This is a genomic window from Moorena producens PAL-8-15-08-1, assembly GCF_001767235.1.
GTDB classification, from domain to species: domain Bacteria; phylum Cyanobacteriota; class Cyanobacteriia; order Cyanobacteriales; family Coleofasciculaceae; genus Moorena; species Moorena producens_A.
Genome location: NZ_CP017599.1, coordinates 834,036 through 848,116, shown reverse-complemented (window position 1 = coordinate 848,116; position 14,081 = coordinate 834,036). Strand labels below are relative to the sequence as shown.

At 43.4% G+C, this 14,081-nt stretch carries 4 protein-coding genes; all 4 read left to right on the top strand.

Translation table 11 applies throughout. From position 1 onward, the window contains the following. The first annotated feature begins 1,198 nt into the window (after nucleotides 1-1,198). The 4 genes from BJP34_RS03300 to BJP34_RS03285 all read left to right on the top strand — a co-directional run bounded on the left by BJP34_RS03300 (nucleotide 1,199) and on the right by BJP34_RS03285 (nucleotide 13,878). Entirely contained in the window at nucleotides 1,199-2,473 is a 1,275-nt protein-coding gene (locus BJP34_RS03300) for an RNA polymerase sigma factor (RefSeq protein ID WP_202972066.1), read from the top strand. A 1,299-nt stretch (nucleotides 2,474-3,772) separates the two neighbouring features. Next, on the top strand, nucleotides 3,773-4,681 hold the full coding sequence (locus BJP34_RS03295) for a glycosyl hydrolase family 18 protein (protein ID WP_158516977.1): 909 nt from the start codon (nucleotides 3,773-3,775) through the stop codon (nucleotides 4,679-4,681). A gap of 506 nt (nucleotides 4,682-5,187) precedes the next feature. Continuing rightward, a complete protein-coding gene (locus BJP34_RS46970) occupies nucleotides 5,188-5,385 on the top strand; it encodes a hypothetical protein (protein WP_070391109.1) in 198 nt (65 codons plus the stop codon). Nucleotides 5,386-5,988: 603 nt separating this feature from the next. Continuing rightward, nucleotides 5,989-13,878 carry a LamG-like jellyroll fold domain-containing protein gene (locus tag BJP34_RS03285; protein ID WP_070391108.1) on the top strand — a complete coding sequence of 2,630 codons (7,890 nt, stop codon included), beginning with the start codon at nucleotides 5,989-5,991 and terminating at the stop codon, nucleotides 13,876-13,878. The last annotated feature ends 203 nt before the right edge of the window (nucleotides 13,879-14,081 follow it).

Here is a 14,081-nt window from a genome sequence, read left to right as displayed (position 1 = left end):
TTGAGTTTTAGTCTAATTTAGCTCTGAACTTAATAAAAATTATTATCAATAATTACTATTTTTTTTAGAGGGATAAACAAGCCATAATCCTGATTCAGTGTGCCTTATAGCTTCATGGTCACTGAGATATTGGGCTCTGGCAAGAACTGACGCCAGCCCAGCCAAGAAACAGTAATTTTTGGATAGGTTTACACTTATATTGACTTTTATGGATAAGGTTAATGGAGTTTTGGTCTAATCAAACATTTTTTGTATTGCTAAAATTTATTAATAATAATTTTGAGTTTTACAGGCTTTAACAAGCTGTGAGGTTGATTGAGTATGCCTTATAGCTTAATTTATCCACCCCTAAGAGACCTAAATGTTTATGGTTTAAATAGAAACTATTTTCAATAAAGATAAATTTAACCTGTTTCGTCGCCCCTTAAGGCTTCATAGAACTTGATCTTTTCTAGTAAATGGATTAGCTTAATATGCGGAGCATACAAAAAGATAAATGGGTGGCAAATTTAATTATTATGTCCCCATCCTTCAGATAGCTGTTTTGGATTTATTTCGGGGGCAATTACTTCCAAAGTTTGAAGTAGCCAAGTTAAACACGGTGCTTAACACTCCATAATTTATTGGGTTATTCCAAAACTCGATTATCTCGAGTCTAGGTATGGGTAACTCAAAATAATACCCTATAGAGATAATCACCCTTGAAAGAATCTCGATGATTCTAGTGGGTGGAGTGTGCCAATTTTCGTGACAAAGTAAACCAATAGTAAAGCAATTTTTAACAGGGAAAATGCATCTACATTCTAGAAGCCTTACTCAGACAAGATTTCAAAATTAATCAGCCAAAATACTTATCCTATGGGCGTTGCTGAATCAAGGTATGAATAGGAGTAGGGTGGGCATCTTGCCCGCCCCAAAATATTAGACCTCTTGCAAAAATAAATAAGCACCATTACAAAATTAATTACCTACTCCCAATCTCTGTAAGCCTTAGATTGTAAGGCTTTGAGTTTTGGAAAATGTGTAATTAATCGTGTCCGCCTGCTTATGAAATCAAAATCTATCCCTTTTGCATGTATGCCTTTTGCCTTGTCAACACCGACGGTTTATGAGACTTATGCAAGAGGTCTATTGATAACGTGCAAGATGCCGATTCCACAGCCAGATGCTAATTCCACAAAAGTATTCAAATCATTTCATGATGAGATCAGATATTCAATTAGAAGCCATTTCTACTGGATTAGGCCAATCCGATCAGGTTTCAGAGAAAGAGTTTTGGCAGCAATGGCAGCAATATCAAGACTATCTCTATCATCGCTGTCTCAGGTGGATGGGTGGAAACCCTACCGATGCTGAAGATGCCCTGAGTCGGGCCATGCTCAAGGCATGGGAGAAGGTGCAAAAATTTGGGCGAAAAATCGCTAATTTTAAGCCTTGGCTAACAAAGCTGACTCATAACCTCTGCGTGGATATTCATCGAGAACATTGTCGCAGCGCTAACCAGGTTGAAGATATAGAAGGGATTCCAGAGGAAAAAGGATTGGTTTCCTGTGAGGATACCCCAGAAAGGGCTTTGGAAACAGACGAGAAAAAAATTGCTATCCGCCGTGCCATTGATAACTTACCTGCTCGGCTGCACCAGACGTTTATCTTGCATTTTTATCAAGAACTGTCTTATCGAGACATAGCCCAACAGCAAGATATTTCCTACCAGAATGTCTGCAAGCGCATCTCCCAGGCGCGAGCCATGCTGCGAGAGGAGTTGAGGGGATATTTTATCGGCGAGGATGAAACTGATCCGGAATTATCGGTTACGTCAACTAATGAGGCAACAAAGTCAGCAAACGAGAACAAGTCCCAGGGGAATACAGAAGTTGAACGGATTGTGGGCGAGACGGTGACATCATCTGTTGCGGTGGAGGAAGTGGAGAGTGTTGTTGGTGAGGAAGTGCAGGAGGTAGCACTATCGCTGCAGCACTCTGAATCGCTTCCTGTTCCAGCTACTTCTGAGGAGACGTTAGAAGTCAACAATGAGGCATTGCTGAGGAGCCGGATAAATGTGAGTGGGGTGGGCATCTTGCCCGCCCCAGGCAGGAAACTGGCAAGATGCCAGTTCCACAACAAGATGCCTGTTCCACCAAGATGCCCACCCCACCAAGATGCCTGTTCCACCAAGATGCCTGTTCCACCAAGATGCCCACCCCACCAAGATGCCTGTTCCACCAAGATGCCCACCCCACCAAGATGCCCACCCCACCAAGATGCCCATTCCACAGCAAGATCCCCACCTCACGAAGATACCCATTCCACCAAGATACCCGTTTCACCAAGATGCTTATTCTACAAAACTATTAAAATCATCCGCCATTTATGCAACCCTAAACATGGTTGTCTGTGTTTTGAAGCAGCGGTGTGTGAAAGGCAGGCTGCACCAATTAATAAAAATCCCCCCCATCTCCCCTCACAGGGGTAGGTTTTTTACAAAGATCTCAGGTGTAGGGTGACCGGGTGTAGGGTGACCGGGTGTGGGGGATAAGAAAATGTACCATTATTGTCGTTAAAAAGGAAAACAACGAACAAGCGATGCAGCAAGGGAACAGGGAAGCCAGCGCGGTCAAAGGAGGCCACCCCGGAGACGAAACCTGATTACGTTGAGCCTTTATGGTTGGTAGGCTATGCAGATGCATGGGTTTTAACTTGAGGCGCGACCCCGTAATTTAATTCTTCAAAGGTCAAGCGCGCCTCCATTGATTAAGGCGAGCCTGTCTTACGGTAACTATCGCCAAAGGCGACGCGGGGCCCGTTCAAACCATGAGCTACTGGCGTGGTTTCCCCCAAGACCGCGCTGCATCGCTTTCTTATCCCCCACACCCCACACCCCACACCCCACACCCCACACCTCACGTCTTTGTTAAAAACCTACCCTTATGAGCCCCATCTCCCCACCTCCCCATACTCCCCAACAGTTATAGACAGGACTTACGCAAGTGCCCCCGTTGGTCCCCCAATTCTGGGGGACTTTGACATCATTACCCCCCAGAATTGGGGGGCAGGGGGGCAAAACCAACTAAATTTCGTAAGTCCTAAGATTTACAACAAAAAAAGATGCACTCATCGTGTAGCTTGAGTTTAAGGCTAGGAAACTCAAAATAATTTCTGCATTTTGTTACCTTAAGAGAGTTATATTTCAGAAAGTTCAACCCAACCTAGGGCTACTTCTATAAAGTTGGATAAAGTGCGTTCCCGTAGGGACTCTTTCAGAGAATCGCTTTTTGGACGAGGTACAAATTTCTGGGTTTTAGAGAGCTAAAGCCGTAGGCCACGCTTGTGGCCTACGGCCTCCGCTGCGCGTTCGCGTAGCGTGGCCCACGGCCAAACGCGAACAGAGCAGGAAATAGGAAACTTAAAAATTGGGAACAGGGAAAAAATTCTGTGTACCTCGAAAAACCCTGTATTGAGACTTATTTATAAAAACAGCCAACTCAAAAAATTCATAAATTACCCTTTCAAATCGTCTTTATTATAGAATCGGGCAATTAAAGAAAATCTAGCTTAACGCTTGAAATCAAAACTTGCCAGTGGGTGATGTTCACCCCACGATTCGAATTTAGGGATTGCCTACCAATAAAATTGAGTATTTCCTTGGTGGCAATTCCCTGGTGCCAGTGATGAGATATCTCAAACAGCACCAAACATCACCAATATCTAAGAACTTGAAAAAATGATTGGAGTGAAAATGAAAAAATTCCTCTCTCTTCTCCTTGTCATTCCGTTGACATTATTGAGTTTTGTCCCCAATAGCTTGGCACTAGAATCGCCAAAGACCGTCGGTTATATAGGGCAGATAGACACATACTTTCCTCCAGAGGCTGCCTTGGATTCTATTCTTGACAATACTGGCGAATACAATTACATACTATTTGCTTTTTGGAACAAGAGTGGATCTACCGGACCGGCATTAGAATGGGAGCTAGGAACCTTTGGTGATACTCGCCAAGCTGTGGAAGGTTTTCACCAGCAAGGAATCAACGTTTTGATTTCTGCCGGTGGGGAATATGAAGCACCAGTGACCATGTACGATCCGATAGAATATGGAATAGAACTTGGTGAATATGCGCTAAACTACAACTTTGATGGAGTTGATTTTGACATAGAAAACCTTCCTAATGGTCAACCTGATGAGACCTCTGATTGGTTGGCGGACGCAACTATGGCCGTCAAAATGGTATACCCAGAGGCAATCATCTCCCATGCTCCCCAAGCACCTTATTTGAGTCCCGCACAGTTTTACGGTTATCTTCAAGTTAATGATAAAGCTGGGGATCTAATTGATTTCTACAACATTCAGTACTACAACCAAGGAGAATCAACACCTTATGACACTTATGAGATGCTTTTCATAAATTCTGGCTGGAATCAACCAGAGACTTCTGTCCGTGAAATTCACGAAAATGGAGTTCCTCTAGAAAAGATTGTCATTGGTAAGCCAGTTACACCAAATGATGTATTTCCAGGTAACACGGGGTACGTCCCTCCAGAAGAACTTGCCGATTTCATTTGTCAAGGGGTAATCGATGGTCTTGAACCTGGCGGTGTGATGGGTTGGCAGTGGCTATCAGACAAAAACTCCGGTGGAGATTGGAGCCAGATAGTCTCAGAGCCTTTTCATGCTTGTCGATAATTTTAGTAGTCGTACATAGGTAGTGGTTTGGCTACGATCTGCTCTAGGTAACGGCAGCTAAAATCACGACTTGTGTGCCACTACCTCAACCTTAACCTCAGACCGATACAACGAGCTACAAGACAAGCAGCGATCTGAGTCAAATGAAGGATTTGAGACCTTTCAAGGGAAACATAAACGTTTCAGGCTCAGGATGCGACACAAGCGATGTTCATATTACGTTTAAATGATGTCAATGTGAATCAATTAGCTCGACTTGATCGCAGTTTTTGTAGGAATAGTTATAGCCTTCGAGACCATTAACTGTGATCTGAGTACCAGCAGATCGGTGGAAATATCAGTAATAAGTGCGATCGCGTCTGCTTTTTGCAGAATGCGATCGCTTTTTAGTTAAGGGGACGAAGGGATGCGATCGCGGTTAGTAAAGTGGCGTTGCTGACTCACAAAATGGTATTTGAAAAATCAAACCATGTCTTGCCCTAATTGTCATAGCTAAAACGATTTGTATGAAGCCATTGGAAAATTTTTTTAACCCGCCCGCAAAGGTAAATTTGGATTGTCACCTGAAGAGATTCGAGACTATTGGGAAGAAAAAAATCGCTCGTCGTTTTGAGCAGATTCCTAAAAAGCCTCCTCAACCTGGACAAGAAGCGGTTTGCGCTAAATTAAAAGCCTGGAAAATCAAGGGTGAATTTTCTCGATGAGATTCCTTCGATAGTCCCTTCAAAACTATCCCAAATTTCCTCCGCACAGGTGGCATCGCATCAGCACAGGCAAATACCTGTTTCATTATCTGTTAAGCTTTCTCTAGAATTTACTCGTAACTGATATTTCCGTAATTACAGCGTTTTTCATAACTATTAGGTGCCCTTGACCCATTAAGAATTAAATTCGCTCTTTGCGAGCGCCTCCTAGGCCGCGAGCAATCCCTCGCGGCCTAGGGTCGCGCCTATCGGCTTTCGCCGACGCGGGGCGCGTTCGGGTCCCAGAGGTACACAGAATTTTTTCCCTATTCCCTATTCCCGTTTTCCCATTCCCTATTCCCTATTCCCGTTTTCCCATTCCCTATTACCCAGCAATCTTTACCTGACCCAATTGAAAACTGCTGTACTAAGTTGCCGTTGGTGATAAACGATAAATAGTGAAAATAAAAATGTGCCAAATTGTGTAAAATAGTGTAAAATAAATGTGAGAGTTAGGCAGTTTTATGCCAGGAACGAAAAACGAAAAAAAATGTTAATTATTGGAGGTAATAGCATTATTAACGATAAGGTCAATAGTGGTTTGGGCGAATTACTTAAAAGGTTATGCATCTACTACGGGACAAGGTTCAATTCGTTAATACTATTGCCCATGAAGGCAAAGTTGTGGTTGTTGCCACCGATACAGACGGCAAGATTTGGTACACCATCAAGCAGGATGGGTTTGAAGACTCCTACCTCAACACCCCCGCAGACCAACGTACGGGCTGGGAAGATTGGCAAGAACTGGAATTTCCTAATGAAGCAGAGGATGACCAGTCAGTAATTGACAAAGAAACTAAGGAATTAACCCATCAGGCTGAGACCAGCACATTTATTCTGCGTACGCGCTACAGAACCCAGAATCAATCAGCAGCTTTTCCGGTACAGTTAGTTTCGGCAACAGGTCACCTCTATGTTTTTCGTCAATCTAAGGCAGATGCGACGGAAACGACTCCCAATACCTTATTGGTAGACCGTTTTGTCCTCGATGGCATGACCAATCAACTGGTACGGAAGCTAGACGTGCGGTTTAAGCGATCGCGTCAGAAGTATCAACCCATCGCCAGTATGAAGAAAAATGCTAACGGTGGACTCTCAAATATTGATTCTTTAGATTTTCGCGATGCTGATGGCAAGCCTTTCTATGAACCGACCACGGAACTCACTCTGATTGAGAACCTTCACAAGGGTTGGTTTTCAGTGGTACTGTTACCGACCAATGAACACGATAATTACCGTTGGCACATTTTTGCTTACAACTCTCACACTCAGAAGGTAGAATTAACCTCCATTCGCGCTTCAGCAGAGGGATTGTTTGATTTCAAAGACTATACCGTTTTAGAACCCAGACCCGAAGCTAAGAATGCTCTAATCCCTCGTTCTATTCCGGGTATTATTAAGCGCAAGCTGGATCTCAATGGTGTTGAGGTAGCTAATGGCTTGTCAGCAACCAAATACGATATCCAGAAAGAGCAGCAAACTAAAGATGGAATGCAACTGCTCAAAGATTCGACCAAGGTCATGGTCGCAATTCCCACAAAACAGGGCAATGTGGCGACCTTGAGTTTTGCTGTAGCAGCAGATGGCACCTTGTCTGAGATTGATCAAAATCCCGACAATACTGAGATTCTACGCAGTAATAGTCGGGACTTACTTTTGCCCTTAAATACCTTAGATGAAATTAAAGCGATTGGGGATTCGACACCACCACCCCAAGCGAAGATCACGGGTATAGAAAGAGGGTATGAAGATAAAGTTCAGATTGTTTCTTCCCCATCTTCGGGTTTGAAAACAGGGGATACGGTCAAAATTGCCAACACCCAAAGTTACAACGGTCATTATCAAATCATCAGTATCGATGGTGATACCTTTGAAATTGCTGCCGAGTGGGTCAACAGTGAAATTGGCAGTTGGGAAGTGGTGCCGAAAACAGAGACGGGTTTAGTCTTTGATGGCATGATTACTGAGGTGGAAAGAGTAGCTGATGGTAAGCTGCACATAACTGCTTTCAATCATGGCTTAGAAGCAGGTGATGAAGTCCAAATTGTCGATACCACTGGCTATGATGGCACCTATGGGGTTACCAAAATTGATGATGAAAACTTTACGATTAATGATCTGTTCTGGAAAGCGGGTGAAGCAGTCAACCTGAAACTCGAATCCCGCAAGCGGCGCGGAGTAATGTTTAATGGTGTTGATGAGTATATCAAAACTCCAGCCCTAGAGTTAACCCCTCCTTCGGAAGAATTTTCCTTTGGCTATACTTGTTCAGCGTGGGTTTATGTCTCAGCAACGGGTAGTGGCGAACAGATTATTCTTGGAGAAGAACACGAACACATTCAATTGCTGGTTAATAACGGCACTGTGGCGTTGAAAGTCAAGTGTGCCAATGGTGTTGGCCTAACCAGAGATACAACGACTATCCCAAGGGGTCAATGGGTTCACTACGCCGGGATTATTTCCTCTGATGCCGCTAGTGACAAAACCATCTTAACTCTGTGTAAGAATGGTCAGCAGGTGGGAACTCCGACAGAAGTGGCATCACTCTTTGATCCTCCCGAGAATTGGCAGCCTGAATTTTTGATTGGGAAATCCTTTGCTGGCAAGATTGCTGATGTACAAGTTTGGGATAAGGTTCGGACTGTCAAAGAAATCAAAGACAGCATGTACCTCCAACTTACCGGAAAAGAAGTAGATTTAGTCGGCTACTGGCGACTGGGTGCAATCACTGGGGATACGGAAAGAACAGTTGTTGATTTCTCCGTTTACGGAAACGACGGGACAGTTTATGGGGATGCCTTTGTCAGTGCGATTACTCTCAATCGTACTTTAGGAGATGGAACTACCCAAGCTGTTAAGTACAGCAATGATGATTTGGTGGCGGTGAGTGCCCGGGCTACCTATATCGAAACGTTTGAGTTTAAAACCAATCCGAATGTCAACCCGAATAATGTTGATGGTCAAAACGGCAAGTTATTTACGTTTTCCTATTGGGGGAAAAAGAGCCGTAGTGCCTTTGAACGTATCGAACAGAAACTGTTTACGATTGAAACCAGTGACTTTCAGTCTTTAGGCAATGACTGGTACAAGGCGACCTGTCGTTTTACTGTACCCGATGGGGTGGCAATGATGCGTAGCTTTGAACTGGGTCATGTTCAAGGTACATGGTCAACGTTGGAAATTCGCAAGCATCGGGTTCAGTTAGTATCTGATAGTATTACTGAGGTTAACTATACAGATAGCGTTAGTTTATCTACCTTGGCAGATAACTATGCTGAGTTACCCGGACAATTAAAAACCTTAGAGCAGAAAGAACTCGAAGAAGCTAAACTCCTTAAGGAAAAGCGGAAATTAGAAGATAAGCTCGCTCAACTGGGTGATTTGCCTAGCCTACAACAAGAAATAGCAGCATTAGAAACAGAGGTGGCATCCCTTAAACAGCAAGAGCAAACTCTCAGAACTGAATATGAGAGTCCTTTGAATTATTGGTGTTACATAGAAAATACCTCGTATAACAGCACCGGACAGTTACAGACCTTCAATAACCCTGACAGAAATTTTACGGGTGTAAGCTTGTATGAGTATGGGATAAAAAAAACAGACCAGCAATGGAAATTTGTCTCAGCAAGTGATGGCTACTATTACCTCAAAAATAAGTCTACTGGCGATGCCAAGGTATTGATAACATCGCGTCCGCGTCCATTTCGAAATTTGGGTTTATCTAAATTCGAAATGGTGGAGTCCAATAATTCTCCCCTAGTGCAATGGCAAATTGTTTCAGCAGGTGATGGCTACTATTACATTCACAATAAGTCGTTAGACAATGATTACAATAACGGGGCATATGCTCGTTATTCTTTGACTAGATTGTTTAGTTCTTTATTGCCACCTGTGAATATGGAAGCGGTCAGTAATTCTCAAGCTAGTAAATGGAAACTGGATAAACAAGAGCCACAAAATATTATTGCGATAAATACAGCTCAATCAATGTGGGAAGAGAAGAAAGAACAACTTCAAACTAAAGCATACGAGTTAGAAGAAAAGCAAGAAACATTAAACGCAAAGGAATCAAATAAACAGCCATTGGAAGACAGACTTAAAGAGGTTATCGAAGAACTCAACCAAGTTCAAAGCGAGTTAAATACTGCCAATACTACAGTAATCAAAACAGTCAGCACGACTCAACAAACACCCCAAACATTACCAACACTCCACACCGTCAGTAATGGTTCTCAAAAAGGTTTAGTTACCAAAGGGGCATTACTCGGATTTGCCTCTCCCGCGACGCGCATTGCAGCCATTGAAACCTGTGAAGGTAACGTGCAACTGAGCTACTTTGACAATCAAGGTCGGATGCGTCAGACTAACTTTGATGCGACCTCCGATAGTCGGAATACTACTTTTGAACAGTGGCTTCGGGATCAACTCCCTGTTGCTCTCAAATTTGCTGATAATAACGACAAAATTCAGTTGGCAAATCCAGTTGCTTTGGGTGAGTCATGGACAGTGGAAGCTTGGTTTTACTTTGCATCTGAACCTGGACGAAAAATTTTATTGGGTAGCACAGATGATAGTTCTCCCGTAGTGATTGAAGAGAAGTCAAAACTGGGAACACGGGTTAATGGAACATTTTACGATAGCGGCTATAGCCTGGAGCGATTAACTCCCGGATGGCATCATCTAGCCGCTGTTGGCAAAGATTCTACCACCCTCTTCTATATCGATGGTCGTCAAGTGGCTGATGTTAAGCAAGCATACATCGATGCAGCAACTGATGATACCAGCAAAGAGCAAAGAAGAACAACAATTTGCCAAGCTACTGATATTAATATTTCTACCATTGGCAATAGTACCAACGGTTCTGAGCAATTTGGCAAATTGGCAGAAGTTCGAGTTTGGAATTTGGCTCTGAGTAAAGCAGAAATTGCGATTAACAGCAAAACTCGACTCAGTGGTAACGAACCCGGATTAATAGCTTACTATCCCTTGAACGAAGGGACAGGAACTGAGGTCAGAGACCTAACTGGTAGTACTAATACTGGTAGTACTAATACTGGTAGTAGTAACAATAGTACAGATACTGATGCGGCTACCATTGAAAATCTGGAACATAAGGTAATGCACTTTGATGGGGTGGATGATTATGTAGCAATTGCTGCTCATAAAAACCCAACCTCAGCTATTACTGTTTCACTATGGGCTAAAAGTAACACAGAGAATTGGAATCAGAATGGCTGTTTAGCTAGTAAACGAGATGCCTATATAATACATCCCCGCGAAGGTATTAAAGCAATCAGTGTTTACCTGGAGAGTAATGGATGGAAACTTCTTACTTATACACCATCAGACATAAAGCAATGGCATCATTATGCGGTAACCTTTGATGGCAAAACCCAGAAATTTTACATAGATGGTGTGGAAGTAGCTAGTGGCGAGATTTCTACGACTACAGCAGGATTAATCAAGGAAGATACAGGAGAATTATGTTTAGGTCGAGATGATGGGCTATCTAGATATTTTAACGGTCAAATCGCCGAAGTCCGGATCTGGAACAAAGCCCGCAGCGCTGAAGAAATCCAAGCTGATATGTACCAACGCCTAACGGGTCAAGAGTCAGGTTTGGTTGGTTATTGGCCATTAAATCAAATCCAAACCGAAGGAGATCAACAAAAGGTTATTGACCTCACAGGTAATAATCACGGCACGGTCAAGGGAGCAATCCTCAAAGATGACAAGACCTTGCCGATTAGCAGCAATACTGATAGTGCCAATAGTAGTACAGTTCCTATTAGCAGCAATACTGATAGTGCCAATAGTAGTACAGTTACTGATGCTATTAGCGGTAATAACGGTACTGTTATTGGTTCTATCTGGTGGGGTTGTGCTGCTCCCATTGGGAATCTGGGACATAAGGTAATGCAGTTTGATGGGGTGGATGATTATGTTGAAGTAAACAATTTTCCCTATGTCCAACTTGGCACTGGGTATAACGCCACTTTTGAAGTCTGGGTTAAGAGCAACTCCCCTGGTATGATCTTTGCCAAGAATACTGATTGGAACTCTAGCAATAACTACGAATTTTCGATAGATATACAGCCGTCGGGACAGTTAAGATTCAGAGGCCAACTCTCTAATATCTCAGTTAAAGATGGAATATGGCATCATATTGCTGTTGTTGCCAATGGCAACTCAGGAGAATTTTATGTTGATGGCAATCCTCAAGGAACATTTTCTGTCAGAGATAATTCCCAAAAACAAGTTTCTCTGCTGATTGGGACAAGAAGACGACATAATTCATCAACCCTAGGGGATTTTTTCAATGGTCAAATTTCTGAACTCCGTATCTGGAATAAAGCCCGCACAGCCCAAGAGATCAAAGCTGATATGCACCAACGCCTAACCGGTAAAGAGTCAGGTTTGGTTGGTTATTGGCCATTAAATCACATCGAACCAGAAGGAGATACGATCAAGGTTCTTGACCTGACAGGTAACAACAATCATGGCACGGTACACGGAGTCATCCTCAAAAATGATCAGAACTTGCCTATAGGCAGCAATGCTTTAGTCAGTGCAGAATACAAAACCATTACCATAGACAAAGTTACCAATCGAAAATCTGCCATTATGCGGCGTTTCTTCGCCTACCCTGCTCTCAATGGTGTGGAATTATTGCCAGACAAACGCATCGAAAAACTAGAACTCAAATGGATTGGTAATGCTCAGTTTGCTCCTACCCTCCTCGGCTATATCGAAGGCGCTCCTCCCATACCCAGTGAAAATCTAACTGTTGATATTGATTACACCAGTGCAACTTCAGTAGAATTAGCCATATCTGAAGATGTAGAGTTTAGCTGGAATCGCTCTCAGGATGCTGGTTTAGGAGCAAATATCGAGGGATTTATCGGCACGGCTGGTGAAGTCTATGCTGGCCTTGGAGTTGAAACACAAGTCGGAGAATGGAAAGCTGGTTTTGCAGGTAACCTTGACTTTAGCTACCAGTGGCAAAACGAAAGTAATATTACTTCCAGTTCTGCACTAAGCATGAGCGATCTCTTAGAGTTGCGGGGTACACCAGAATCAACCGTAAAATTCCCTCATCTAGGACAACGGTTTATTCCTAAAAACGTTGGTTATGCTTTGGTCGTTTCTGGTTTGGCAGATGTATTTATCACTCGCCTGCAACGCAGTAAGAAAATGATTGGTTATCAGGTGCAACCTGTGGATGGTATTCCACCAGATGTTAATACTATCACCTTCTTAATCAATCCAGCCTATACCATGAACGGTAGTTTGGATGGGATGACAGGCAGTAGTGCTAGTAGCGATCGCTTCTTCCGCCATGTCCCAGAAATGCGTGCCCAATATGGTTCTCTCTATCCAACAAGTTACTATCGTCTGCAAGAAGCTTACGACCTGAAACAGCAGATAGAGAATGAGGATAAGCGGCGAGAGTCCTATTTTGCTCAGTTTAATGCCGGTTTAGTCGATGAAACCTCTTTAAACCGAAATATAGACAGTGGTGACGCTCCCCAAGAGATTGGAGTTCCTCGTGAGGAAGACAAACCAGATCAGGAGTTGACAGAGGAGGAAAAACAAGCAGCCCAAGAAAGACAAAAAGAACAATTTGAGCAAGAAGCAGGAGCGGCAGCTGACCAGCAATCAGAAGCAGCCCAGCAAAAGCAAAAAGAAATTGATACTAAGATTACCGATCAAGAAAAAAGAATTCACGCCACAGACAGTTTTGCGGGTTGGCAGAAACGGATGGAAAACATCCAAATTCGCGCAGGCAAACGCAATATAGTCAACACCTATGTCTGGGATGCAGATGGTGGAATGCGCGCAGAAGCTCAAAGCTTTGCTAATACCGCAGAACATACTGTGGGTGGCTCGTTTACCTTAAACGCTGGGTTAGGATTCTTGGGAGAGTTTACCGCAGGGGGATTGGCTGCTGAACTCACTGCTCAGGCTACCATAAACATGACCCAAACCATGAGTAAAACTGAAGCTCGTAGCAAAGGCATAGAGTTGTATGTAGATACCAGTGGGGTTGAAAGTAAGGCAATTACTGATGAAAACGATTATCCACTACAGCCTGGAGAAAAAGTAGACCGCTACCGCTTTATGACTTTCTACCTCGAAGGTAGCACTCAAAACTTTAATGACTTTTTCACCTATGTTGTCGATCCTGAATGGCTTGCGAGTAACGATGAAGAAGCCCGTGCTTTGCGCCAAGCTAAAGGTAAAGCAAATAAAACCTGGCGGGTACTACATCGAGTCACCTATGTAGAACGTCCAGCACTGATGGGTTTTGCTCGGGATGTCCATCAAACTTCTACTGAAGATGGCGTTGCCATAGCAGTTGTCAACTACTTCCAAGATATATCTCAAAAGCAGAAAGTTCTTGAAACCAAGGTCGATCAACTTCTGACAATGCTCAAAGATATCAAGAGTTGATTCAATTAGGAAGTAAGGGTTACAGCCGTACTGAGAGCGGCAAGCCCCCTAAATCCCCCAATTCTGGGGGACTTGAACTCAATTTCCCCCCAAAGTTGGGGGATAGGGGGCGGAGGACTTGAACTCAATTTCCCCCCAAAGTTGGGGGATAGGGGGCGGAGGACTTGAACTCAATTTCCCCCCAAAGTTGGGGGATAGGGGGC